Raw genomic sequence first — 26,381 nt, 5'->3', positions numbered from 1 at the left:
AGTCCAAAAAATTTCGGCCCCCTAAAGGGTTTATATTGAATGAAACAGATTGTTCTTTTTGCTTCCGGGTCAGGTTCCAATGTGGAAAATATAGCACACTATTTTAGGGACAATCCAAAAATCAACATAAGCTGCGTCTTGACCAATAAGAGGGACGCCCAGGTAATAGATCGGTGCAACCGATTGAAAATCAATGTTTTGTTTTTTAACAGGACCGCCTTCTATGAGACAGACTGCGTTTTGTCCATTCTAAAAACTTTTGATCCCGACCTCATTGTACTTGCTGGTTTTTTGTGGAAAGTACCCGAAAAACTCATTGACGCCTTTCCCAATAGGATTATCAATATACATCCGGCCCTATTGCCCAAATACGGGGGCAAGGGCATGTACGGTTTTAAAGTGCACCAAATGGTAAAGGAAAACAAGGAAGAGAAGACGGGGATTACCATCCATTATGTAAACAACGCCTATGACGAGGGTGCTGTCATCCATCAGGCAGAGACCTCTATTCTGCAGACAGATACCCCTGAAACTATTGCCGAAAAGGTGCATCGTTTGGAATATGAACACTTCCCGAAAATTATTGAAAAGTTATTATTGTAACCCGCTATGGCCAAAAAGGAAAAGTTTTATACCGTCTGGAAAGGCAAGCGCCCGGGGATATACACTAGCTGGGAAGATTGCAAAGCGGCCATTGCGGGCCATAAAGGGGCCCAGTACAAATCCTTTCCTTCCTTTGCGGAAGCCAAAAAGGCCTATAACGGCAACTATGCCGATTACAAGGGGAAAAAAACGGGGCAGTCAGCCCTTTCCAAGGCGCAATTGTTGAAAATTGGAGCGCCCAACTTCCGCTCCATATCCGTAGATGCGGCATCTAGTGGAAACCCGGGGGTCATGGAATACCGTGGGGTGGACACCAAAACTGGAAAAGAACTGTTTAAGCAGGGGCCATTTGAACAAGGGACCAACAATATCGGGGAATTTTTGGCGCTGGTTCACGGACTTGCCTACTTAAAGCAACACCATAGCAACAGGATCATCTACTCCGATTCCCGGACCGCCATGAGCTGGGTGCGTAAAAAAACCTGCAACAGCAAACTTGTGGAAACCCCAAAAAACAAAGCGGTTTTTGATATGGTCCGCAGAGCGATAGCTTGGCTGAAAGCCAACACCTACAGCACGGAAGTCGTAAAATGGGAGACCAAGGCGTGGGGTGAAATTCCGGCGGACTTCGGGCGCAAATAACCCAGCCTAAAATTTAGTCCTGCCCTTATGGCGAATAGCTGTTCAAAAACGTATATTTGCAGCAAATTTTTGGATTACATGGGTAAACTTTTAATCGTAGGGTCCGTCGCCTTTGACGCCATAGAGACGCCCTTTGGCAAAACGGATAAGATTTTGGGCGGTGCAGCCCCTTTTATTGGTCTTGCAGCTGCACAATTTGACATAGAATCCGCCATAGTCTCCGTGGTTGGTGAGGACTTTCCTCAGGAATACCTAGATCTCCTAGCCGATCAAAATATCGATATTTCCGCCATTGAAATTGTGAAGGGGGGCAAAACCTTCTTTTGGAGCGGCAAATATCACAACGATCTGAATTCCAGGGATACTTTGGTCACAGAACTGAATGTAATGGCGGATTTTAACCCGGTAGTCCCTAAAAACTATAAGGATGCGGATGTCGTAATGTTAGGGAACCTTCATCCCAATATTCAAATGAGCGTGATCGATCAAATGGAAGTAAGGCCAAAACTCATTGTGCTCGACACCATGAACTTTTGGATGGACAACACTTTGGACGAACTTACCCAGGTAATCAAACGCATCGATGTTATTACAATCAATGATGAAGAGGCCAGGCAGTTGACCCATGAATATTCCTTGGTGACCGCGGCTGCCAAAATCCAACAAATGGGTCCCAAATTTGTGGTAATCAAAAAAGGGGAGCACGGTGCGCTTTTGTTCCATAAGGAGCACATCTTTTTTGCACCGGCACTCCCGCTAAAGGAAATTTTTGACCCTACTGGTGCGGGTGATACGTTTGCGGGCGGTTTTTCTGGATATTTGACCCAGACCGAAAACGTTTCGTTCAACAGTCTAAAGAACGCCATTATCCACGGTTCCAATCTGGCTTCCTTCAGCGTGGAGCGATTTGGTACGGAACGCATGCTGGACCTGGAGAAAAAAGAAGTGGCCCAACGGCTGCGCCAATTTAAGGAATTGACACAATTTGATATTGAACTACAATAAAACACGCCCTGAATTTTCAGGGCTTTTTTAATTTATATAGACAATGAGTGACGCCATTAAGCATGAATGCGGGATTTCCTTGATCCGTCTGTTGAAACCCTTGGAGTATTATAAGGAAAAGTATGGCACGGCCTTTTATGGGGTGAACAAAATGTACCTCATGATGGAGAAACAGCACAACCGTGGACAGGATGGTGCAGGCTTCGCCAGTATTAAACTCGATATGGCGCCTGGGGAAAGATACATGAGCAGGGTACGATCGGTGCAGTCACAACCCATACAGGACATTTTTGACCAGATCAATGAGCGTATCAACAACACCCTGCTGAAGCATCCGGAATACGAGCAGGACGTTACGCTTCAAAAAAAACATATGCCGTATATCGGGGAGCTTTTGTTGGGTCATGTGCGTTACGGCACCTTTGGCAAAAACAGTATAGAAAGCGTACATCCGTTTTTAAGACAGAACAACTGGATGCACAGGAACCTCATTGTTGCCGGGAATTTTAATATGACCAACGTAAACGAGCTTTTCGGAAATTTGGTCGAGCTGGGACAGCACCCCAAGGAAATGGCCGATACCGTCACCGTGATGGAAAAGATAGGTCACTTTCTGGATGATGCCGTTGCTAAACTGTACAAACAAATTAAGAAGGAAGGTCACAATAAACGGGAAGCGTCTCCCTTGATTGCGGAAAGGTTGAACCTGACAAAGATCTTGAAAAAAGCGTCCAAGAATTGGGATGGAGGTTATGCCATGACCGGCCTTTTGGGGCATGGGGATTCCTTTGTTCTCCGTGATCCCTCCGGAATAAGGCCCACCTACTATTACCAGGATGACGAAGTGGTGGTAGTGGCCTCTGAACGGCCCGCCATACAGACCGTCTTTAACGTAAAATACGAGGCTGTCAAGGAATTGGATCCGGGCCATGCCATCATCGTTAAAAAGAAGGGCGAAGTGTTCATTTCTGAGATATTGAAGCCCCGGGAACGAAAGGCTTGTTCCTTTGAGCGTATTTACTTTTCCAGGGGAAGCGACAAAGAAATCTATCAAGAACGAAAACTGCTGGGGAAATTGCTCTTCCCCCAGATACTATCCGCTATTGGAAACGACATAAAGAATACGGTGTTCTCCTATATTCCCAATACCGCCGAGACCTCCTTTTTCGGTATGGTAAAGGAGGCTCAGAACTACCTCAACAAGAAGAAAGAGGAACAGATTCTTTCCAAAGGAGCATCGATTACCAAGGAAGAACTTCATAAGATTTTGGATATCCGCCCCAGAATAGAAAAGGTGGCCATAAAGGACGCCAAGTTGCGTACCTTCATCACCCAGGACAGTAGTAGGGACGATCTGGTAGCGCATGTTTACGATATTTCCTATGGCTCTGTCGAGGAAGGCGATAACTTGGTCATTATCGATGACAGTATCGTAAGGGGCACCACCTTAAAGAAAAGTATCCTTCGTATCCTGGACCGGCTTTCCCCTAAAAAGATCGTGGTGGTGTCCTCCGCACCGCAGATACGCTACCCCGATTGTTATGGTATTGACATGGCAAAATTGGAGGACTTTATTGCCTTCCGGGCGGCCTTGGCCCTGCACAAGGAGAAAAATTCCATGCAGCTCGTTGACGAAATCTATCAAAAATGCCTACAACAGCTCAACTGTGCCGAGCAACAGGTTGTGAATCACGTGAAGGAATTCTATGCCCCCTTTACGGCCCACGAAATTTCCCGTAAAATAGGTGAACTTTTGAGTCCTGTAGATATTAGAGCGGAAGTACAGATCATTTACCAGACCATTGAAAATCTTCATGAGGCCTGTCCAAAAAATCTAGGGGACTGGTACTTTACCGGAAACTACCCCACGCCGGGTGGAAACAAAGTGGTAAATCGGGCTTTCATCAATTTTTACGAGGGAAAGAACCAAAGGGCCTATTAACAATTTTGTCGATAAACTGCACAAAATTATGCATTTCATCGATAATTCATGCTTTTCGTCGGGTTTTTAACCACTCGCGAGCAAAGCCGTTTACTTTAGACTCGCCATAGCATAAGTAGGTTAAGTTCATGGTAAGATTTGGGGCAAAAAAGGTGGAGACTTCTCCACCTTTTTTATTTTTCTACCCGCCTCGATATCCGCTCGCTACTTTCATTTCCCAGAACATTTTTTAAAAAATGGTAGTTCATCCGATTATAGGGACATTCATCTAAAACCTTTTTTCATCGATTGGCTATAGCATACATTTGGAGAACCATAGCATAAGTAGGTTAAGTTCATGGTAAGATTTGGGGAAAAAAGGTGGAGCTTCGCTCCGCCTTTTTTATTGCTGATAATCAACCGATTAGCTCACATTTAGACATAAAACTGCTGGAAACCGCTGTTTACCAATCCCTAAAATTTCTTAAAATTCCTTTGTTATTTCTCACAATACCAGTAATTTAGTATTGCCATAGCATAAGTAGGTTAAGTTTATGGTAAGATTTGGGACGAAAAGGGTGGAGGCTTCTCCACCCTTTTCTATTTTCCTTTTCTATTTTACTTCTTTTGTGAAAAGCAAAAAAGCCATCCCGCAATCGCAGAATGGCTTTTCAAAATCTGATTTAAAATCCTATTTGTTCGCAGCGTAATTTTCGCTGACTTTCTCCCAATTGATAACATTAAAGAAGGCACTGATATAGTCAGGACGCCTATTTTGATAGTTTAGGTAATAGGCGTGTTCCCAAACATCCAGGCCTAAAATTGGGTGGCCACCACAACCGATGCCCGGCATTAGTGAATTGTCCTGGTTGGCTGTAGAGCATACCTCTACAGCACCTCCTTTGTGCACACACAACCAAGCCCATCCGGAGCCAAATCTTGTTGCTGCCGCCTTGGAAAAAGCATCCTTAAAACCCTCGAAGGAACCAAAAGCGGTGTTGATTGCATCGGCCAATTCTCCAGTGGGGCTTCCGCCACCGTTGGGTGACATTACTTCCCAAAAAAGGGCGTGGTTAAAAAAGCCTCCCCCATTGTTGCGCACTGCGCCATTGGACATATCCAAATCTTGCAAAATAGCCTCGATCGATTGGTTTGCCAAATCCGTTCCTTCAATGGCGCCATTTAATTTTGTGGTATATCCATTATGGTGTTTGGTATGATGAATCTCCATTGTTCTCGCATCAATATGAGGTTCCAATGCATCGTACGCATAGGGTAATCTAGGTAGTTCAAAAGCCATGATCTATTTGTTTTTACGTTAATTTTTCCTGTTTCCCAAAATTACGGTTTTATGGACTAAATTCCACTATTAAATTGATAAGAACTCTCCCGGAATGCTTATTTTGCAAAGAAAAATAGGTGCAGGAAGCTGCTTTCAAAATATATGATGCCTCAGCGGGTTCGGGAAAGACATTCACCCTGGTTTCGGCTTATCTGAAAATTGTCCTGGCCTCGCCCTCCAACAAAAGTTTTCGAAAAATTTTGGCCATTACGTTTACCAATAAAGCGGTAAACGAAATGAAGCAACGCATCCTTACCAGTTTGTTCGAGTTTGGACAAGATCCCACACCCCAAGGGAGCAAGGATATGTTCCAGATGATTTGCAAAGAACTGCAAACCGACCCCAAAACCTTACAAGAAAGGGCCAAAGGGCTTTTGAAGGAAATCTTGCACAACTACGCCTTCTTTGATGTTTCAACGATTGACAAGTTTACCCATAGGTTGTTGCGCACTTTTGCAAAAGACCTAAAACTCCCACAAAATTTTGAAGTGGTCCTGGATACCGATCTATTGTTGGACGAAGCCGTAGCGCGTCTCGTTCACAGAGCGGGTACCGATGTGCAACTGACCAAATTGTTGATAGATTTTGCCTTGGAAAAAATAGCCGAGGACAAAAGTTGGGATCCAACCCCGGATCTGATCAAAATTGGCAAGCTCTTATTTAATGAAAACCACGTGCCACATGTAAAGGCAATGGACAATAAGGGACTTACGGATTTTGCAGCTTTGAAGAAAATCCTTTTGGCCAAAATGAACCAGGCCGGGGAAAAGGCGGTTGAAAAGTGCAAGGCAGTGCTCGACATTATTCAGGAACACGGCCTGGAAGCGGACGACTTCCCTCGCGAGACCCTGCCCAACCATTTCAAGAAAATTATCGCCAGGGAATTTGATCCTGCGAAACTTTATAACAATAAACTGGAGCAGAATCTTCGGGAGGGCAATATCCTAAAGTCTGGAGTATCACTACCTTCTGATCAAATTACCCCAAAAATTCTGGACCTATATCTAAGTGTAAAGGAGCAGTTGTACCATAGGGCGTTTCTCAAAAACAGCTATCAGAACGTGCTGCCCTTAACTGTGCTGAACGCTATTCAACAAGAGGTGAACACCTTGATAAAGGAGCGGAACCAGTTACCCATCTCTTCCTTTAACACCATAATCTCCAATGAAATTCGAAATCAACCCGCGCCCTTCATCTATGAACGACTGGGAGAAAAATACAGACATTACTTTATAGATGAGTTCCAGGATACTTCCGAAATGCAATGGAAAAACCTCATTCCTTTGATCAGTAATGCACTGGAAAGTGAAAACGAACAAGGGCAAAAGGGCTCCTTGCTCCTTGTTGGCGATGCCAAACAGGCCATTTACAGATGGAGGGGCGGCAAGGCAGAGCAGTTCTTGAACCTCATAAACCTATATATAAATCCCTTTGTAATCCCTCCCAAATTGGCATCCTTGCCTACCAACTATAGAAGTTCAAGGGAAATTGTTGAATTCAACAACGATTTTTTTTCCAGAACGAGCCCCTTTTTGAACAATGAAATCTACAATAGGATGTTCCTGGAGGGCAACCAGCAAAAATTCAATACCTCCGAGGGTGGCTTGGTGCAGCTCACCTTTCTCGAAAAAAAAGAAAATGCCTTGGACGAGTCCTATGCCCATGAAGTATTGAAGACAATTCAGGAAGTACGGGCCAAAGGGTATGCCTATAAGGACATATGCATTCTTACCCGGAAACGCAAACACGGTATTTTGTTGGCAGCTGCGTTGGCCCATGAGGGTATTCCCTTAATATCCTCGGAAACCTTATTGCTGCTGAGCAGTCCAAAAATCAAATTTTTAATCAACCTTCTCAAGTACTGTGATCAACCCAAAGATCGGGCAACGGCCTATGCCATCCTTTATTTTCTGGCCGAAAAAGACGGGCAAGGACATACGTTCATACAGCAGCATCTTGGAAACCTTCGGGAGATGCTCCTAGGTGAGTATGGTTTTGATCTGGACTATTTAAAAAGGTCTGCGGTCTATGACGGTTTGGAATATGCGATTAAACTATTTCAATTGGGGGAAGGTTCCGATGCCTACCTCACCTATCTTATGGATACGGTACTGGAAGTGGAGCAAAAAGAGGGGACAGGCCTGCAACTTTTTTTGAGTTATTGGGATAAGAAAAAAGACAGCCTGAGCATTGTGGCCCCACAAAACATTGATGCGGTCCAAATAATGACCATACACAAGGCCAAGGGGCTCGAATTTCCGGTTGTTATTTTTCCTTTCGCCAATTCGTTCATCTACGAAGAGATAGCGCCCAAACTTTGGGTGCCTGTACGAAGCGATTTTTTTGCCGGCTTCAAAGAAGTACTCATCAACAAAAAACAAGAGGTCATTGGGTATGGTGAAAAGGTCGGGGAACTATTCCATGAGGAGCAGCATAAATTGGAACTGGATGCCTTCAATATATTATATGTGGCACTTACAAGGGCAAAAAAGGCCTTGTTCATTATTTCTGAGGAACACTTGGATAGGAGCGGGCAGCCCAATACGCGGTATTATTCCGGCCTGTTCATTCATTACCTTCAGGACATAAAACATTGGGAGGGTCAAAAGAAAACCTATGCGTTCGGTGTTTTGAATGAAAATCCGGGCCCGCACACAGCCGGTGCCCAAAAGAAAAACATTCCCTACTCCTATTCCTTTAAGGACCGGCCAAGTTTCAATATTCTTTCAAAAGCTGGGCTGCTTTGGGATACCCAGCGGGAACAGGCGCTTTCCCAGGGCAACCTCATGCATGCCCTGCTGGGTCAAATTGAAACCAAAAAGGATATTGGCCCTGCCTTTGAGCATTTCCTTCAAAATGGGGATATTACGGCCGACGAACTGGATGTTCTGAAATCCAAAGTGCTCCAGGTGATTGATCATCCACAACTCAAGGTGTATTATCAAGAAGGGAACGTAATCAAAAATGAGCAGGACATTATAACTAAAAATGGATTAATTTTGCGACCGGATAGGGTGATGATACAGCAAGATATCGCTACGGTCATAGATTATAAAACGGGAGAGCGGAACAGTTCCTATGGGCAGCAGTTGCACCAATATGGCGATGCGCTGAAAGCTATGGGGTATGCCATCGAAAATTTGATCATCGTATATATTAACGACACTATAGTTCCAGAATTCATTTAAAAATCAAGGGGTATTATGTACGGAAAGATAAAACAGCATTTGCAAAAGGAGTTACAGGACATAGAAGAAGCGGGCCTGTTCAAAAAGGAGCGTATTATTACCTCCGCACAGGGCGCGGTAATAAAAATTTCCACGGGACAGGAAGTAATCAACTTTTGCGCCAATAACTATTTGGGACTTTCATCGCACCCGGAGGTGATACAAGCAGCTAAGGACACCTTGGATTCGCACGGTTTCGGAATGTCTTCCGTACGCTTTATCTGTGGCACACAGGATATCCATAAAACCTTGGAGCAAAAAATCGCGGATTTCTACGGTACGGAGGATACCATATTATATGCCGCCGCCTTTGATGCCAACGGAGGTGTTTTTGAACCATTGCTGGGCCCGGAGGATGCCATTATATCGGACTCCCTCAACCACGCCTCCATTATTGATGGGGTAAGGCTGTGCAAAGCGATGCGGTACCGTTACGCCAACAGTGATATGGCAGACTTGGAGCGCCAACTAAAACAGGCCGATCAGGACAAGGCCCGGTTTAAAATTATTGTGACCGATGGGGTGTTTTCCATGGACGGACTTTTGGCGCCCTTGGACCAGATCTGTGACCTTGCCGAGCAATACGATGCGCTGGTCATGATAGACGAGTGCCATGCTACCGGCTTTATCGGGGAAACAGGAAGGGGTACACTGGAGGAAAAAGGTGTGCTGGGCCGGATCGATATCATTACAGGGACCTTGGGAAAAGCCCTTGGAGGTGCCATGGGTGGATATACTACGGGGAAAAAAGAGATTATAGAACTGCTCCGGCAGCGTTCAAGGCCCTATCTGTTTTCGAATTCCCTGGCCCCGGCTATCGTAGGGGCCTCGATCAAGGTCTTTGAAATGTTGGACCGTGATACCGCCTTAAGGGACAAATTGGATTGGAACACCCGTTACTTCAAAAAAGGGATGAAGGCAGCAGGTTTCGATATCATAGACGGAGATTCTGCGATAGTTCCTGTAATGCTGTACGATGCAAAATTATCCCAGCAAATGGCCGATATGCTGCTGGAAAAAGGAATCTATGTTATCGGTTTCTTCTTCCCGGTAGTGCCCAAAGGAAAGGCCCGAATACGGGTACAGCTCTCCGCCGCCCATGAAACAGAGCATCTTGATCAGGCCATCAAAGCATTTACAACTGTGGGAAAGGCTCTAAATGTCGTTTAAATGCCTTTTTTTACATATGAAATGCGCAAAAAAAAATGAGAAATTGATTTTGTTAATAATTTTTAACAACTTACATTTGCGTCTAATAAACACTTAAACTTAAAATTTTGAACATGAAACAACTTAGCAAATTATTGGTTGTCATCCTTATTGTAGCTGTTGGTATGAACAACCTACAAGCGCAAGACGAGAACAACCCTTGGCAGATCGGTTTTGGTGTGAACGCAATTGACGTTTTCCCCACTGGCGATGATGATGCCCTAACCAATTTTGGATTTCAGACGGGTAGCTTCGGCAGTGAATTCTTTAACGCAAATGACCACTGGAACATTCTACCCTCTATTTCTTACGTTTCCGTATCCCGTTACCTTTCGGATGGATTCTCGGTTGGGGTAAGAGGTTCATTAAATAGAATTGAAAACCTTGGCGATGTCCGAGTTGATGATTTGTCCCACTATGCAGTTGACGGAACAGTCAAATATAATTTTCTTAAAAACACCAAATTGGATCCTTTCGTTGAAATTGGCGGTGGATATACCTGGGTAGATGAAATTGGTGCCGGTACTATTAATGGAGGTATTGGGCTAAACTACTGGTTTACCGATAACATCGGTTTTACCATTCAGTCTTCCTACAAGCACGCTTTCGAGGATTACTTGGTAAAACATTTCCAGCACTTGGCCGGACTTAACATCAGATTCGGTGGAACCGACACGGATGGTGACGGTATCTACGACAGGGATGATGCTTGTCCAGAAGTTGCCGGTTTGGAAGCCTTCAACGGTTGTCCTGATTCAGACGGTGATGGTATTGAGGATGGCAAGGACGATTGTCCTAACCAAGCTGGTTCCAAAGAAATGAACGGTTGTCCTGATGCTGATGGCGATGGTATTGCCGATAAGGACGATGCTTGTCCAAACGAAGCAGGTCTTGCCGCTTTGGCCGGATGTCCTGATGCTGACGGTGACGGCGTTGCTGACAAGGATGATGAGTGTCCTAACGAAGCAGGTCCTGCAGAAAACAAAGGATGCCCATGGCCAGATAAAGATGGTGACAGCGTTTTGGATAAAGATGATCAATGTCCTGATGTTGCCGGTACTGTAGCCAACAACGGTTGTCCTGAAGTAACCGAGGAAGTTCAGAAGCAATTGAACGATTACGCAAGAACTATCTTGTTCGATACAGGAAGGTCTTCTATCAAAGCAGAGTCTACTTCTGTAATGGTTGATATCATCCAAATCTTGAACGAGTACCCTAACTCCAAGTTTACGGTAGAAGGGCACACAGATAGTGTAGGTAGCCAGAAATTGAACCAGACGCTTTCAGAATCCAGAGCCAACGCAGTTCGGGATTTCTTGATCGACAAGGGAATAGGTGCAAGTAGATTGACCGCCGTAGGATATGGTGAGGACAAGCCTATCGCTACCAACAACACAAGAGCTGGTAGAACGCAAAACAGAAGGGTAGAAATCAACTTGATCAAGTAATCGGGTAAACCCTACCAAAATACTTTAAAAAAGCTCCGCCTTAGCGGGGCTTTTTTTATTTTTGGACATGCGAAGTTTTTTGGAAGAGGTCATCGAGGAAGAATGCAGTCAAACCGATTCGCTAGATCGTTTTGTTTTTGTACTTCCAAGCAAGCGTGCTGGCATCTTTCTAAGGAACTGTATTGCCCGTTCGGCTAAACGGACTTTGTTTTCACCGGAAATATACAGCATTGAAGCCTTTGTGGAAAAACTGTCCGGACTTACGTACGCCACACATACCCAACAACTTTTTGAGCTTTACACGTCCTACTTAAAAACAATAACGGGAGAGCACGACAATTTCCATGACTTCTCCAAATGGGCGCAGACCTTGTTGCAGGATTTTAATGAGATTGATCGGTATCTGATAGACGCCGAAAGCATTTTTTCGAACCTCGCCTCCATCCGGGAGATGGAGCATTGGGGCCCACATGCCGAAAAGACTCAAATGATGCGGAACTACCTCCGCTTTTGGAATCAGTTGGAAGCATTGTACACCACCTTCAACACTGCCTTGCTTCAGAAAGGAGTAGGCCATCAAGGGCTTGTATACAGACAGGCCTGCAAACAGTTGGAGGGCTATATGGGTCGTACCCGGGACAAAAGGCACGTTTTCGTCGGGTTCAACGCCTTGAACACGGCAGAAACCACAATCATTCAGCACATGCTATCCGCATCCGATGCCACCATCTACTGGGACAGCGACCCTTACTTTATAAACGATCCCATACACGATGCCGGTCACTTCATCAGAAAACACAAAAGCAGTTGGGCCTATCTAAAAGATCACCCACTTAGAGGCGTAAAAGAAACCTACCTTTCCCAAAAAAATATACAAATCATTGGGGTGCCCAAGCTGGTTTCCCAAGCCAAGTACGTTGGGAACTTGCTGAACCACCTAAAATCAAAAAACCCAAGCAGTTTAAAAAATACGGCGGTCGTTTTGGCAGATGAAACTCTTTTGAACCCGCTTATGAATGCTATTCCCCAAACCTTGGAGGGGGTGAATATTACTATGGGGTATCCGCTGTACAAAACCCCTATGGCAGGTTTGTTTTCACTTTTTTTTGATCTGTACGACCATAAGAGCCCTCAGGGGTGGTTTTACAGGGATATGTTGTCCTTTTTATCACATCCCTATTGCCAAGTGCTGCTCACCGGGGAAAAAGAAAATACCGCCTCCTATTTGAGTGAAACGATAAAGCTTAGGAATTGGTCGTATATCAACAGGGAAAAAATAGCTTCCCTGGCCCTTGGGGCCTCTCCGTTAGAAGAATTGCTCTTTGAGGGGGTGCCGCCTCCAGGCCTGCTCCTGGACAAATGTCTGTATATCATTGAAGTGCTCAAATCCAAGTTCCAGCAAACCGGGCAACCACTGGAGCTGGAATACCTCTATCGTTTCTACACCCTTTTCAACCAATTGAAGGAATGGGTGGCTGCCCACTCCTTTGTAAACGACCTAAAGTCGCTCCACAGTCTCTATGTAGAGCTACTATCCGCAGAAACACTTGATTTTAGGGGGGAGCCCTTACAAGGTTTGCAGCTCATGGGTATGCTGGAGAGTAGGAACCTCGATTTTGAAACGGTGATACTCACCTCGGTAAACGAGGGCATCCTTCCTTCGGGGAAGTCCAACAACTCGTTTATTCCATTTGATGTTAAGCTGGCTTTTGGTCTGCCCACCTACAAAGACAAGGATGCCGTATACACCTATCATTTTTACAGACTATTGCAACGAGCCAAAAACATATATCTCCTGTACAATACGGAACCTGATGTGCTGGAGGGTGGTGAAAAGAGCAGATTGATCACCCAATTGTTAACAGACGGGAATCGCCCTGGGGATATCACCGAACTTATCGCATCCCCGGAGATAAGCCCTATCGTACCCAGCTTGGAGACCGTTATCAAGGACGTGGACTTAATGGCACAGATCCAAAAGCTCGCGGGACGAGGATTTTCCCCAACATCCCTATCGAACTACATCAGGAACCCTATTGACTTTTATAAGCAAAACATCCTTAAAATAGAGGATCCTCTGGAGGTAGAGGAGATTGTAGCGGCCAATACCTTCGGCACCATTATTCACAATACGCTCGAAGACCTTTACCGCCCTTTAGTGGGGACTACGCTCACAGAGGCTGGCTTAACCAACTTGAAACCGGGCATAGAAAAGTTGGTCAGGCACCATTTTACAAGTTCTTATACGGATGGGGATATCGGTCGCGGCAAAAACCTCATCGCCTTCCGGGTGGCGGTCCGCTATGTGGAAAATTTCCTTGATCGGGAAATTGAGGAAGCAAAAAAACACCATATACGGATTTTAGGCCTGGAAGAAAGTTTAGAGATGCAGTTTACCCTTCCCGAAATTGACTTTGCCGTTTTTATCCGGGGGAAACTCGATAGGGTAGATGAGATGAACGGGGTCTTGCGTATCATAGACTACAAGACCGGAAAGGCCACGTCTGGTCAGGTAGAAGTGGTAGACTGGGAGAAGATCATTACGGATTACGATCAGAGCAAGGCCTTTCAACTTCTATGTTATGCATTCCTATATGCCAACAAACATCCGGTAAATAGCCTGGAGGCCGGAATCATTTCCTTCAAGAACCTCAGCGCGGGCTTGTTGCGGTTTGCTACCAAAGCGGCCAAAGGCAGCAGAAGCAAGAACACCACAATTGACAAGGACATCTTACAGCAGTTCCAGGACCACCTAAAAAAACTGATCTTGGAAATTTGTGACCCCAAAGTTCCCTTTGTGCAAAAAGAGGTCTAGCCCTATTTTTTATCCGGTCGGCTGGGTCTTATTTCCACTTTACTGGGCAAGGTGCGGGGATGCATTTTTAGCAGATCCAGCACCACTTGGCCAATATCCTCGGGCTGTATTTTCCAGGCATCCTTGTCCGAAGGTTCGTTGTGGTTAAAATGGCTGGCCACCGAACCCGGCATCAACGTACTCACTTTGATATCGTACTGCCTAAGATCTAACATAGCCGCCTGGGAAAAACCCACAACACCAAACTTGGTAGCGTTGTATCCGGCGCCAGAAGCAAAAAAGTTGGTCCCGGCCAAACTCGCCAAGGTCATATAGTAGCCCTTGGATGCCTTCAAGGCCGCTACCGAAGCCTTTAGCGTATGAAAGACCCCGTTGAGGTTCACATTGATCATCTCGTGCCACTGGGTCTCGGAAAGCTCGTCCACCGGAGCAAAATGACCCACTCCGGCATTGGCCAACACCACGTCCAATTGTCCCCAGGTATCCACGATTTGTTTCACCGCTGCCACTTCCTGCGCAAGTTGAGCAACATCCGAGGCTATAGGTAGCACCCGTGTGCTATCGCCCAATGCCTGGGCAGCCTGTGTTACCGTTTCCAGGTCTCGGCCACTTATGGCGACCCGCATCCCTGCTTCGAGCAGCGCTTTCGCAACCCCGTATCCTATCCCTTTTGAGCCTCCGGTAATGTAAGCTACTTTGTTTTTTAAATCCATAATCCTGTACTGTTTTTGGTGAAATTAAAGCCTTCCCTTCATATGTAAAAGAGGAAAGCGTTATTCTTTTCTTAAAAGAAAATGGGGCTGAATTTTGATACTTTGTCAAAAAAGTATTTCCTTTGGGCCTTCAAAGCTGGGGGATTAGCTCAGCTGGCTAGAGCGCTTGCCTGGCAGGCAAGAGGTCACCGGTTCGACTCCGGTATTCTCCACGATCAAGCGCAATTGGGATTGCGCTTTAAAACAAAGAAAAGCCACCGAATTTATTTGGGTGGCTTTCGTGTTTTAATCGCCCGTGACACCAGCCACGGCCAATTGTATTTGCAGGACTGGATATGGTCAGGAGCAATGCAGTTACTCCGGTATTCTCCACCAAGTAAACAAGGGCCTTCAAGAAATTGAGGGCTTTTTTGGTTTACATTTCAAACTACATGAATTACCCTTCATATCGATAAAAGGGTATGGCTCTGCTTCGCAATCTCCAATTCCTCATTGGTGGGGATCACAAGCACTTTCACCCCTGAGGGGTCTTTCTGAATTTCCCGAATGCCCGCTGACCTTTCACGGTTTTTGATCGGATCGATCGCAATGCCCAAAGCATCCATATCCTTGCAGACCATGCTACGCAACATATGGGAGTTTTCCCCTATACCCGCCGTAAAGATCAGGGCATCCAAGCCATTGAGTGCGGCTACATAACTACCGATGTACTTTTTGATCCGATAAGCAGTCATGGCCATGGCCAACTGGCAATCCTTGTTCCCCGCATCAGCACCCTTTTGGATATCCCTTAAATCGGAAAAACCCGTGAGTCCCATAAGACCGCTCTGTTTTTGAAGCATTTGACCCACCTCCTTGGAAGAAAACCCGAAAGTATCCATTAGAAAGAAAATAACCGATTGATCGATATCCCCGCTTCGCGTACCCATGATGAGCCCGTTGGAAGGTCCAAATCCCAGGGAATGGTCCACGCTTTTCCCTTCTTTTATTGCCGTAATGCTGCAGCCATTGCCTAGATGGATACTAATAATCCTGGAGGTAGTCCCATTTAGAATTGCCATCGCCTGTTCGGAAACATATTTATGGCTGGTTCCATGGAATCCGTAGACCCTTATATTGTGCTTTTCAGTTAGGTCCTTGGGTATGGCATACGTATAGGCCTTTTGGGGAATGGTTTGATGGAAAGCGGTATCAAAAACAGCGACCTGAATCGCTTTTGGGAACAGTTCCATTGCTGTTTCTATGCCAATGGCATTAGCTGGGTTGTGCAAAGGTGCCAGGGACGCAAGCCTTTTGATGGTTCTAAGGACATTGGGGCTTACCCTCACAGGAGCATCAAAGGCATCCCCTCCATGCACCACACGATGCCCCACAACATCGATCTCTTCACGGCTTTTCAAAACCCCGATCTCCGGATGGGTAAGCAGTGCTATGACCGCTTTCAATCCTGCGGCATGGTCCTTAAAATTTTCTGGCCTGTGCACGGATTGGCCTTTACTTTCGTAGTGCATATTCCCGTTCTCCAGGCCCAAGCGTTCAACCAACCCCTTGCAAAGTGTTTCTCTTTGGGGCATCTCAATTACCTGGAACTTGATGGAAGAACTCCCTGAGTTGATGACTAGGATTTTCATACCTTATTTTTGGTTGTCTTGTGCCTGTATGGCGGTTACGACCACCGTATTGAACACGTCGTCCACGGTGCATCCTCTGCTTAAATCATTTACCGGTTTATTTAGCCCCTGTAACATAGGTCCTATGGCAAGGGCTCCCGTCTCCCGTTGCACGGCCTTATAGGTATTGTTTCCCGTGTTCAGGTCTGGAAAAATAAGAACCGAGGCCTGTCCCGCGACTTCAGAATCAGGGAGTTTGCTTTTGCCCACCAGGGGATCCACCGCAGCATCGTACTGGATGGGACCTTCTATCTGTAAGTCCGGGCGTTTGTTCTTTACCAGTACGGTAGCTTTCCGCACCTTATCCACATCTTCCCCCTTGCCCGAGCTTCCGGAGGAGTAGGACAACATGGCTATTTTGGCCTCTATACCAAAGGCCTCGGCCGAAATCGCCGAGGACATCGCTATTTCTGCTAACTGCTCCGCAGTGGGATTGGGGTTTATGGCACAATCCCCAAAAACGGAAACCCTGTCCTCCAAGCACATAAAAAACACGGAGGACACCACAGAAGTGTCCGCTTTGGTCTTTATAAATTGAAGGGCAGGTCTTATGGTATGCTGGGTAGTATGTATCGCCCCGGATACCATCCCATCGGCATCTCCTTTGTATACCATCATGGTGCCAAAATAGGATACGTCCTGCATCATATCGCGCGCCATATCCATATTTACCCCCTTGTGTTTTCGCAATTCGTAAAAGGTATTGGAATAGTCCTCGAAAACATCGGACTGTACCGGGTTCAAGACAGTTAGCTGGGAAATGTCCTCCCCCAACTGCATCGCTCTCTTTTCGATTTGTTCCGGATTTCCCAACAAGGTAATATCTACAATGTCCAAAGTACTTAGCTCACAGGCTGCTTCTATGATCCTTGGGTCTGCACCCTCGGGGAGCACAATATGTTTCTTACTTCGCCTGGCCCGTTGTACCAGGTTATATTGGAACATTCGCGGCGTGGTCCCCTTGGATTGAAAGGTCATCAATCGCTCTAATAAAGGTTCACCGTCCACATGGGTGTTAAAAAGTGATATGGACGTAGTGATTTTTTGTTTGGATTCCGCGTAGATTTTCGATTTGATATTTCCAACGGCGTTCGCCGCATCAAAAGTTCCTTGCGGCACCGAAATAATGGGAACATTGCTCTTAAAGCCTTCCAACAATTTAAGAATGGAAGGTTCCGGAAGCAGTCCCCCGGTCAGTAAAATACCGGAAATGCTCGGGTAGTTATCCGATAGGTTGGCCTGTAAAGCCCCCAAAATAATATCGGCCCGGTCCCCTGGGGTAATGACTAGGCTGTTTTCCCTTAGATGGGTCAGGTAGTTGTGCAGTTGCATGGCGCCAACACCAAAACTGCCGGTCTGGTTATTCAGGTTTTCCTCCCCGAACAACACTTTGCCCTTTAAGGCCGCTAGGATCTCATTAAGGGTAGGATGGGACAGCGCTTTGATCCTGGGAATCGCGTACACCAGTGTTTCCCCCTGAAGTTCTTTCCCCAGCCGCTCACAAACAAGCGCTAGGTTTTCTGGCCTTACTTTATTGGCCACTGCCCCGAGAACTTCGATTCCCTTTTGTGTATAGGTGTTTACCGCAGATTCAAGATTTCCGCAGAACTCGTCCAGGGTCTTGCCTTTGGCATTATCCACTAAAACCACCGGGATTCCCAAATTTTTGGCGATGTCTATGTTCAGGTCAAATTCGATAATACTGCCCGCACTGGAGAAATCACTGCCTTCCACCAGGATAAAATCGAACTGCTCCTCCAACTTCTTATACTTGGCGATGATACGGTCCAAAATGTCGCCCTGCCGTCCGTCGTTGAAAAGATCTACGACCTGACTTTGGGTAAGCGCATAGGCGTCTTGGGGCTCGATATCCAGGTCAAAATGGGTAATAACCGTTTCGATATGATTATCGATACGATGGTCTTCTACATCATCTATAACGGGTCTGAAGTAGCCTACCTTGGCCATTTTACCAAGCAACAACTGCATTAGCCCTATAACCATCAAGGACTTACCGCTATGGGATTCCAAGGTAGCGATGTACAGGGATTTGGTCATTTTAAAAGGGTATGTTTTTGAACGATTATATCTACTTACAACACTGCGTTTGGACCTGGCCTCTCCGCCCTGCGTTTGCGATACAAAATAAGGCAAAATATATGCGTAACATAACAAACAAAGCATAAAGTATGCTTCCTGGAAGCTTCTTGATCCTTGAGTGGATTCTTCCCTGTCCGATTGTTTACTAGTTAAGGGGCTTAAGACAAACTATCAAAAAAAGTATGCGTTTGTATGATATCCAAAAATACATAAAGCAACCGGTTCATTTCCATTAATAATCTCCGGAAATAGGCTGATCGATCATGTCGACCAAGGTTTTTTTAGAAGAAAAAAGCCCCCTAAGCTGTCTGGGACTTTTTTAAAGCATTTAATCCTTCTTTTGGATACATAATATCAACACTGGAATGGGGGCGAAAAATTCAGACTTTGGAATGGTGTTCTTTTCCCATAATTTTTTGAAGAACCCTCTTTTTCGCCTAAAGACGCAGAGCAGGTCGGGATGCTGCGCCTGAAAATTTTCGAGCACACCCAAATACGTAGTGGGATTTTCGGTAATGGTGAGTTGTGAACTGATGTCCATCAGGGCCGTATTCACTTTTAGGTCCTCATCGGAATAGCCAGGGGTCTTTACCAATAAAAGATTGATTTGCGACTTAAATTTATCTTGTATGTAAATCAGCGGATTCAATATTCGCTTGCGCTTCAACACGCCGGATTTAAAGGCCGTTAAAATGGTCTTATAAGGCTTAAACGCGGTTCCCTTGGGAACGATCAAGGTGGGAATATCGGTCTGCTTCACTATTCTTCCCGATGTATTTCCCAAATAAAGCTCTTCTTGTATGTCATTGCTTCTGGGGGCAATAATAATTAGATCGATCCCTAGTTCCTTATCGATTTCATTTAGGCCATCTACAAGATCTCCGTTATAGGTGGCAATTTTAACATCCACCTTTTTGGCATCTATCTTGCCAATGACCTCTTTTAAACGGTCCTTGCTACTTTTGGTGGCTTTTTCCTCGATATTGGTCAGGCCGCCCGCTCTGGCCATTACACTGAAAACATCCATTACATAAATTTGGGATGCAAACTGGGATGCAAAATCTACCGCGTATTGCAAGGTTTCGTGCGCCGAGGACGACGTACCGATGGGAACCAGAATATTTTTCATAGTGAAGTTTTATGGTTATAGTATAAATTTACAATTAAATTGAAAACCTAAGTATGATCCGACGCGCAAAGATATCGGAAATAAACGATATAATGAACTTAACCAAAGCCTGTGCCGCCCATATGATAGCGAATGGGATCTATCAATGGAACGAGCACTATCCGTCCAGGGAAGCTTTTATGACCGATATAAAAAGAGCAGAGCTCTACGTGTTAGATCTAGATGGTGAAATTATTGGAGCCATCGTAATTTCCACCAAAATGGACGAGGAATACGTTCCGATCCAATGGCTCACCCCAAATGAAAACAACAGTTACATTCATCGTTTATGCGTGCACCCCCAACACCAGGGTAGAGGATACGCTCAGGACCTCATGCGTTTTGCGGAGGACTATTCCAGGAAGCACAATTTTAGCTCGGTCCGTTTGGATACCTTTAGCCAGAACAAGAGGAACCAGAGGTTTTATGAGACCCGGGGTTATAGGCGTTTGGCAGATATTTACTTCCCCAAACAAAGTGAACACCCTTTCCACTGCTATGAACTCGTGCTCTAAAACATTTCTTTTTTGAAGACGCTTATCACCTTTAAAACCATCAATAGGCTGGCCGTCCCCGCTACCGTAGCAGGTATCGCAGAACCCCTTTTGTCCATTACCGATACGGCCATTGTGGGCAACATTCCACAGAATGGACTGGAATCCTTGGCCGCAGCAGGTATCGTAGGTTCCTTTTTGTCCATGCTGATTTGGATACTGGGGCAGACCCGAAGTTCTATTTCCGCGATTATGTCCCAATACTTGGGAGCAGGCCGTTTGGAAGAGGTGAAATCCCTACCGGCACAGGCCATTTTTTTTAATATCTCGCTCAGCATCCTTATTCTAATTTCCACCATCTTCGTGGCCGAAGATATTTTTCGGCTTTTGGAAGCCTCTGGTAAGATTTTGGAGTTTTGCATCTCCTACTACTCCATACGCGTATGGGGCTTTCCCCTAACGCTTTTTACCTTTGCTGTCTTTGGTATTTTCAGGGGTTTGCAAAACACCTATTGGCCTATGCTCATTGCGCTAGTGGGCGCGGTACTGAACGTGGTGCTAGACCTTATCCTGGTATATGGCATTGAGGATTTCATAGCCCCCATGTATCTCGAGGGAGCCGCTTGGGCAAGTCTTATCTCCCAAGGGGTAATGGCGTTGATGGCCTTTGTGCTCCTGGTCCTGAAGACCCAGATAAGCCTTAGACTTCGTTTTCCGTTAAATCCAGAGTTGGGGCGTTTGGTCGTTATGAGCTTAAATCTTTTTGTGCGTGCCTTGGCACTGAATGCGGCCCTGGTCCTGGCAGTCCGTGAAGCAACGGCACTGGGCGACCGCTACATTGGTGCCCATACCATTGCCCTCAATCTCTGGCTCTTCGCCGCCTTTTTTATTGATGGCTACGGGGCAGCGGGCAACATTATGGGAGGGAAACTTTTGGGAGAAAGGGATTATAACGGACTTTGGAAGCTTTCCAAAAAAATTATTCTGTACGGTATAGTGGTAAGTTCAGCCCTTGCACTTGCCGGAGTGCTATTTTATAGGCCCATCGGAAGTCTCTTTTCCAATGAAACGGTGGTGTTGGAAACCTTTTACAGTGTTTTTTTCATTCTGATCCTAGGCCTGCCCATGAATACCGTTGCCTTTGTCTTTGATGGCCTTTTTAAGGGCCTAGGCGAGATGAAATATCTTAGAAACGTCTTACTTTCCGCTACCTTTTTAGGATTCATCCCTACGCTTTACTTAGGAAAGTTTATGGGATGGGGCCTCTACGGGATTTGGATCGCCTTCATCGTTTGGATGGGCATTAGGGGCGGGGCACTGGTCTGGAAATTTAGGCGAAAGTTTCGCCCCCTTTTGCAAAAGGGTTAATTTTGAAAAAACGCAAAGCGGATGGGTACCAACAGGGAAAACGGGAGTCTCTATACCAAAATTGAAAATGGGATCGCCACGGTAGAATTTGGGCATCCGGCAAGCAACTCCTTTGTGGCCGAACTTTTGGAACGATTGGCCAGGGAATTCCAAGAACTTTCAAAAAATCGTGAGGTATCCCTAATTGTTCTGAAATCAGAAGGAGATCGCACCTTTTGTGCCGGCGCTTCTTTTGATGAATTGGTAGCCATCTCCAATGAGGCCGAAGGAAAGGTTTTTTTTAGCGGATTCGCCCGTGTAATCAATGCGATGCGCCATTGCAAAAAGATTATCTTGGGTCGTGTTCAGGGCAAAGCTGTTGGCGGTGGGGTTGGACTCATCGCGGCCTGCGATTATGTTTTTGCCACGGAAGCGGCAGCGATTCGTCTTTCAGAACTTACCCTTGGCATTGCGCCCCTGGTCATTGCCCCGGTAGTGGAACGCAAGATTGGAAAGGCCGGTCTTGCAGAATTATCCCTGGCGCCCACCGAATGGAAAAATGCCTATTGGGCCAAAGAGAAAGGCCTCTTTTCAAAAGTTTTTGACAGCCCGAAGCAAATGGACAAGGAACTGTATTTTCACACACAAAAACTGGCCTCGTTTAATCCGGAAGCCCTAGCGGCCATGAAGAAAGTGTTTTGGGAGGGTACGGACCATTGGGATACCCTGCTTATCCAGCGGGCGGAGATGTCCGGAAAGTTAGTGCTATCCCCCCATGCGCAAGAAGCGCTTTCTACTTTTAAAAAATAAAACAATAAGCTCCAGGTATTCCCGTTCTCCTTCTTAAAACAATACTATGGATATGCTTTCCTTTTTGAATGGCGACCTCGTCTTTCCCTTGTTGGCCCTTTTTGTGGTCATCATCTATTTCGTAAATCGTGTGCGAAATCAACGGAAGTTTAAGCGATAAGCCCATATCTCTTTTTAACATCCGGGCACGCAACACCTGTTCAACAATCGTATCTATGGTTCACATGCCCCAAATAGATAACAAATGAAAAAAGCATTGTTTTTAAGCACTTTGATGCTGGCCATATGGAATTGTTCTGACAAGAATGATGACGATCAAATCAGCTGTACCGGAGTAGCCTGTACAGAAATCTTTGTCTCCTTTAGTGTGAATGTTCAAGACAGCTCGGATATGCCGGTCGCCCTGGATGAATTTGAGGTAAGGGATGCCACCACGGGGGAAGATCTTACCCGGCCTATCGACAATGACCCACAGCGGAATGAAGGCTCTTATCCCCTTTACGATGACCTCTTTGTGCCCGGAAATCAGAATACTTCCAGGGAAATTGTATTCAAGGGTTTCATCGGTGGCCAAGAAGTGGCCAATGTGGTCTACACCGTGGCAGCAGATTGTTGCCATGTGAGCCTGGTCTCGGGAAATCTCGATATCGTCATCGACTAAAAGCAATGTCGGCCTCCGACGGTTTCATTCTAAAGAATCCTTACCTTTGCTGGGCAAACAGGACCCATGTCAAATATCAGAATCACCAAGCAATTCACCTTTGAAACAGGCCATGCCCTCTTTGGGTACGATGGTAAATGCAGGAACGTCCATGGCCACAGCTACAAACTTTCCGTAACGGTCATTGGGAGCCCTATTACCGATACTTCCAATGTAAAACTGGGAATGGTCATTGATTTTGGGGATTTAAAGAAAATAGTGAAGGAAGAAGTTGTCAACCCATTTGACCATGCCACGGTATTCAACAAAAACACCCCTCATATAGAATTGGCCGAGGAGCTAATGGAACGTGGCCATAAGGTGATTTTGGCGGATTACCAACCTACCAGTGAAAATATGGTAGTCGATTTTGCGGCCAAAATTCGGGCACGACTTCCTGAGAACATTCAGCTACACTCCCTAAAGCTTCGAGAGACCGAAACGGCCTTTGCAGAATGGCATGCCGCTGACAACTAACATATTCCATGGGTTCTTTCCTTATCTTTACAGCCTAAATGAAACAACTGAACGTTCCAAAAGATAAAAAAGTCTACTTCGCCAGTGATAACCATCTGGGAGCCCCCACTGGTAAACAAAGCCTTCCTCGTGAAAAAAAATTTGTGGCCTGGTTAGATTATATCAAGGCCGATGCCGCTGCCATTTTCTTGCTGGGGGATCTGTTCGACTTTTGGTTCGAATACAAAACCGTGGTGCCCAAAGGGTTTACCAGGACTTTGGGGAAATTGGCCGAGCTATCCGATGCCGGCATCCCTATTTACTATTTTGTGGGCAATCACGATCTTTGGATGAACGGTTACTTTGAGGAAGAGCTCAACATTCCCGTCTTTCACGAACCACAACAGTACATCTTAAATGAAACCTCCTTTTTTATCGGCCATGGTGATGGCTTGGGCCCTCATGATAAAGGCTACAAGCGGATGAAAAAGGTATTTACAAATCCGCTTGCCAAATGGCTCTTTAGATGGCTGCACCCGGATTGGGGTGTGCGTTTGGCCCAGCACCTGTCCGTAAAGAACAAATTAATCTCGGGAGATGAGGACATTAAGTTTTTGGGGGCAGACAAGGAGTGGTTGGTGCATTACGCCAAACGAAAATTGGAGCAGCGCCACTTCGACTATTTTGTCTTTGGACACCGCCATCTACCCCTAGAGATCGATCTGAACGAAAAATCGAAATACATCAACCTGGGCGATTGGATTTCCTATTTTACTTATGGGGTTTTTGACGGACACCGCCTGTTCCTGGAAAAATTTGACGATTAGTCGTTGACGATATCTCCCAACATATGGTCCAGATCCAATTGAAACAGGGTGCCCTGCACTAGGTCATGCACCGCCAGCAGTTCCTTCTGGTTCATCGCCAAACTAACCTGGGGCGCCGGGGTGTCCAATAAGAGCACGCGACAGGATTCGTTTTCCGCACAGTCCTTGCAGAGGGTATTGCTGTCCAATGTACATTTAATATGCCGTGAAAACTGAACCAGTTCCTCCTGGGTGAGCAAAAGTCCCGTATCCCGGAACACCATTTGAATTTTTTTAAGGTCCTTGGCCCTATTTCTTTTCCACTGGAAGGCCACGCCAAATTGGTTATGGTATATGGGATTGATGTCGTTCATGCCGATTAGTTTATTATTTCCTTTTGCTTCAATACGTTGACCCCCTGCAAGAGCGCGTCTACGGCCCTGGTCATGCTGCTTGCCGAAATCGTGGCCCCGGCAATAGCATCTATATTGTCCCCATAAATGGCGTTCTCCCCAGGGGCCAGGCCAATAAACTGTTTTAACCAGCGCTGAGATCCGATTTGTTGCCCGTAATCTTCCCTATATATCAGCACCTTCGACTTTTTGATGCTCAAATCCGGATGGAACAGTACCACATAATCAAATACCTTCTTCATACTTTTTGCTTCACCCAAATAGGCATAGCCAATAATAGTTTTTTGCTTCCTGATGCCGAATAGCCGACTCCCGTTAAAGGCGATTTGGGTAACTGCATCAACGGTTTCGGGCACCCGAAGGGTCTCTAGTCTAAAGGTATCCACTTCATAGGTGGTCCGTATGGCATGCTCCATCTTTGTGCGCAAACGGGATGAATGCTGAATGGTTGAAAACCCGTAAAATAGGGCAATCGCCAATAAAAGGATTGCCCCATGGCCCAAGTTGCTATTTCCCTTGAACATCCGCTTCCGGTTTATCGGCGATGAACTTAGCGATCAGTTCGGTAATCTCTTTTTTCCCGTGGGCTTCCTTGGCCAAAGGGTAGAAGTGCATGTACAAGGGTTTGTTGTCTACTTTTTTCTTTAGGGTCAGCACCCCTGCCTTATCATATATTGCACTCCAGGAATTACGAACCTTGGCCCAAAACTTCTCATTTTCCTTCCACCAATCCCGAGCCAGTTGGCAACGTTCATCAGCAACCTTGGTATACCTATTATAGCCCTTTTCCTGGACCAAGAGCAGGTCTTCCCTGTCATTCTCCCGTATCACTTTATCGTTGTCCTGTTCGTGTAGCCATCCATAGTCCGTAATCTCATGACGGTTGCCTCGGAACATGACGTTGTAATCGGTTCGCTTGGTATATTCCCGTCGGGGAAGTGGGGAAGCGGTTTTGTTCTCCCAGTAATGCCTGCCATCGGCATGGATCCAGGTAGCGGATCCCGAATATCTGGGGCTATCATCTACCTGAAATACTTTTTGCGTCCACTGTCCCTTTACCCTTTCCCTGGGAAGCGTTGTAAATTTCCAACTGTTGACCTTATCGTAGTAAAAGACTTCACGATTTTCATATTCCCAGTCCTGGCGCCAGTGTTTCACTACCATGGTATCGTTAACGACAAGCAGATGCTGTATGGATAACTTGTTATCATCCTCTTCAATAAGCTGTGCCCATTCCAGGGCCGATGCAGTGTAATCGTGATGCTTTTCATAATCAATTTCAGGGGCGAAGGTCTCGGTGTATTTGAACGTTACTTCATAGCAGCCGCACATGGCCTTAATAGCGGTAATATCCTGTTGTTTCTTTTCTTCTTGGGCATGGACCGCAAAGGTGAGTCCGCAAAGCAATGCGCTTAGGGCAATAAATTTCTTCATCATGATGGGTTTAAAGGGTTAACGTTTAAATCTGAGATCAAAAATATTAAATTTATTT

At 45.8% G+C, this 26,381-nt stretch carries 22 protein-coding genes and 1 tRNA gene; 15 read left to right on the top strand and 8 right to left on the bottom strand.

Annotated features, from left to right (window positions below; genetic code table 11):
- The first annotated feature begins 39 nt into the window (after nucleotides 1-39).
- From purN to ACRD67_RS15665, 4 genes are all read left to right on the top strand, one after another.
- Nucleotides 40-603, top strand: a complete 564-nt coding sequence (gene purN / locus ACRD67_RS15680; RefSeq protein ID WP_430968169.1) for a phosphoribosylglycinamide formyltransferase — start codon at nucleotides 40-42, stop codon at nucleotides 601-603.
- A 6-nt stretch (nucleotides 604-609) separates the two neighbouring features.
- Nucleotides 610-1,245 carry a ribonuclease H1 domain-containing protein gene (locus tag ACRD67_RS15675; protein ID WP_430968168.1) on the top strand — a complete coding sequence of 212 codons (636 nt, stop codon included), beginning with the start codon at nucleotides 610-612 and terminating at the stop codon, nucleotides 1,243-1,245.
- 78 nt (nucleotides 1,246-1,323) lie between these two features.
- The gene (locus ACRD67_RS15670; protein WP_430968167.1) at nucleotides 1,324-2,250 is read left to right on the top strand and encodes a PfkB family carbohydrate kinase; all 927 of its coding nucleotides are present in this window, start codon (nucleotides 1,324-1,326) and stop codon (nucleotides 2,248-2,250) included.
- A gap of 43 nt (nucleotides 2,251-2,293) precedes the next feature.
- A complete protein-coding gene (locus ACRD67_RS15665) occupies nucleotides 2,294-4,192 on the top strand; it encodes an amidophosphoribosyltransferase (protein WP_430968166.1) in 1,899 nt (632 codons plus the stop codon).
- Between the two features lie 670 nt (nucleotides 4,193-4,862).
- Here the strand turns inward: ACRD67_RS15665 and ACRD67_RS15660 are convergent.
- A complete protein-coding gene (locus tag ACRD67_RS15660) occupies nucleotides 4,863-5,471 on the bottom strand; it encodes a superoxide dismutase (RefSeq protein ID WP_430968165.1) in 609 nt (202 codons plus the stop codon).
- A gap of 119 nt (nucleotides 5,472-5,590) precedes the next feature.
- Here ACRD67_RS15660 and ACRD67_RS15655 point away from each other — a divergent pair, with 119 nt between their 5' ends.
- From ACRD67_RS15655 to ACRD67_RS15640, 4 genes are all read left to right on the top strand, one after another.
- Nucleotides 5,591-8,701, top strand: a complete 3,111-nt coding sequence (locus ACRD67_RS15655) for a UvrD-helicase domain-containing protein (protein ID WP_430968164.1) — start codon at nucleotides 5,591-5,593, stop codon at nucleotides 8,699-8,701.
- A gap of 15 nt (nucleotides 8,702-8,716) precedes the next feature.
- A complete protein-coding gene (kbl, locus tag ACRD67_RS15650) occupies nucleotides 8,717-9,910 on the top strand; it encodes a glycine C-acetyltransferase (RefSeq protein WP_430968163.1) in 1,194 nt (397 codons plus the stop codon).
- Between the two features lie 113 nt (nucleotides 9,911-10,023).
- Nucleotides 10,024-11,397 (top strand): OmpA family protein, encoded by a 1,374-nt coding sequence (locus tag ACRD67_RS15645; RefSeq protein WP_430968162.1) that lies wholly within the window; start codon nucleotides 10,024-10,026, stop codon nucleotides 11,395-11,397.
- A gap of 67 nt (nucleotides 11,398-11,464) precedes the next feature.
- Nucleotides 11,465-14,212, top strand: coding sequence for a PD-(D/E)XK nuclease family protein (locus ACRD67_RS15640; protein WP_430968161.1), 2,748 nt, complete (start codon nucleotides 11,465-11,467; stop codon nucleotides 14,210-14,212).
- A 2-nt stretch (nucleotides 14,213-14,214) separates the two neighbouring features.
- Here ACRD67_RS15640 and ACRD67_RS15635 read toward each other — a convergent pair whose 3' ends face one another.
- A complete protein-coding gene (locus tag ACRD67_RS15635; RefSeq protein WP_430968160.1) occupies nucleotides 14,215-14,925 on the bottom strand; it encodes an SDR family oxidoreductase in 711 nt (236 codons plus the stop codon).
- A gap of 138 nt (nucleotides 14,926-15,063) precedes the next feature.
- Here ACRD67_RS15635 and ACRD67_RS15630 point away from each other — a divergent pair.
- Nucleotides 15,064-15,137 (top strand) — tRNA-Ala (locus ACRD67_RS15630).
- A gap of 231 nt (nucleotides 15,138-15,368) precedes the next feature.
- On the opposite strand, the gene ACRD67_RS15625 is transcribed toward ACRD67_RS15630, so the two are convergent.
- The 3 genes from ACRD67_RS15625 to ACRD67_RS15615 form a co-directional block, all read right to left on the bottom strand.
- The gene (locus ACRD67_RS15625) at nucleotides 15,369-16,556 is read right to left on the bottom strand and encodes an acetate/propionate family kinase (protein WP_430968159.1); all 1,188 of its coding nucleotides are present in this window, start codon (nucleotides 16,554-16,556) and stop codon (nucleotides 15,369-15,371) included.
- 3 nt (nucleotides 16,557-16,559) lie between these two features.
- Nucleotides 16,560-18,653, bottom strand: coding sequence for a phosphate acetyltransferase (gene pta / locus ACRD67_RS15620; RefSeq protein WP_430968158.1), 2,094 nt, complete (start codon nucleotides 18,651-18,653; stop codon nucleotides 16,560-16,562).
- A gap of 370 nt (nucleotides 18,654-19,023) precedes the next feature.
- The gene (locus tag ACRD67_RS15615) at nucleotides 19,024-19,824 is read right to left on the bottom strand and encodes a universal stress protein (protein ID WP_430968157.1); all 801 of its coding nucleotides are present in this window, start codon (nucleotides 19,822-19,824) and stop codon (nucleotides 19,024-19,026) included.
- Between the two features lie 53 nt (nucleotides 19,825-19,877).
- On the opposite strand from ACRD67_RS15615, the gene ACRD67_RS15610 reads away from it, so the two are divergent.
- From ACRD67_RS15610 to ACRD67_RS15585, 6 genes are all read left to right on the top strand, one after another.
- Complete coding sequence (locus ACRD67_RS15610) at nucleotides 19,878-20,378, top strand: GNAT family N-acetyltransferase (RefSeq protein WP_430968156.1); 501 nt, start codon at nucleotides 19,878-19,880, stop codon at nucleotides 20,376-20,378.
- Between the two features lie 12 nt (nucleotides 20,379-20,390).
- Entirely contained in the window at nucleotides 20,391-21,725 is a 1,335-nt protein-coding gene (locus tag ACRD67_RS15605) for an MATE family efflux transporter (protein ID WP_430968155.1), read from the top strand.
- 21 nt (nucleotides 21,726-21,746) lie between these two features.
- Nucleotides 21,747-22,514, top strand: coding sequence for an enoyl-CoA hydratase/isomerase family protein (locus tag ACRD67_RS15600; protein WP_430968154.1), 768 nt, complete (start codon nucleotides 21,747-21,749; stop codon nucleotides 22,512-22,514).
- Between the two features lie 244 nt (nucleotides 22,515-22,758).
- Complete coding sequence (locus ACRD67_RS15595; protein WP_430968153.1) at nucleotides 22,759-23,175, top strand: hypothetical protein; 417 nt, start codon at nucleotides 22,759-22,761, stop codon at nucleotides 23,173-23,175.
- 66 nt (nucleotides 23,176-23,241) lie between these two features.
- Nucleotides 23,242-23,691, top strand: coding sequence for a 6-pyruvoyl trahydropterin synthase family protein (locus ACRD67_RS15590; protein ID WP_430968152.1), 450 nt, complete (start codon nucleotides 23,242-23,244; stop codon nucleotides 23,689-23,691).
- Nucleotides 23,692-23,738: 47 nt separating this feature from the next.
- Nucleotides 23,739-24,497, top strand: a complete 759-nt coding sequence (locus tag ACRD67_RS15585) for a UDP-2,3-diacylglucosamine diphosphatase (protein ID WP_430968672.1) — start codon at nucleotides 23,739-23,741, stop codon at nucleotides 24,495-24,497.
- On the opposite strand, the gene ACRD67_RS15580 is transcribed toward ACRD67_RS15585, so the two are convergent.
- The 3 genes from ACRD67_RS15580 to ACRD67_RS15570 are packed head-to-tail and all read right to left on the bottom strand — an operon-like array spanning nucleotide 24,494 to nucleotide 26,326.
- A complete protein-coding gene (locus tag ACRD67_RS15580) occupies nucleotides 24,494-24,850 on the bottom strand; it encodes a hypothetical protein (protein ID WP_430968151.1) in 357 nt (118 codons plus the stop codon). The two genes, ACRD67_RS15585 and ACRD67_RS15580, sit on opposite strands and share 4 nt — an antisense overlap.
- Before the next feature lie 5 nt (nucleotides 24,851-24,855).
- Nucleotides 24,856-25,413: an FMN-binding protein gene (locus tag ACRD67_RS15575; RefSeq protein WP_430968150.1), complete on the bottom strand. Its 558-nt coding sequence runs from the start codon at nucleotides 25,411-25,413 to the stop codon at nucleotides 24,856-24,858.
- The gene (locus tag ACRD67_RS15570) at nucleotides 25,397-26,326 is read right to left on the bottom strand and encodes a DUF6607 family protein (RefSeq protein WP_430968149.1); all 930 of its coding nucleotides are present in this window, start codon (nucleotides 26,324-26,326) and stop codon (nucleotides 25,397-25,399) included. The genes ACRD67_RS15575 and ACRD67_RS15570 overlap by 17 nt, the downstream gene beginning before the upstream one ends.
- Between the last annotated feature and the right edge of the window lie 55 nt (nucleotides 26,327-26,381).

Source organism: Eudoraea algarum (assembly GCF_050589645.1).
GTDB lineage: Bacteria > Bacteroidota > Bacteroidia > Flavobacteriales > Flavobacteriaceae > JBNGOQ01.
Note: the sequence above shows the minus strand (reverse complement) of the source record. Positions and strands in the feature narration are given on the sequence as shown.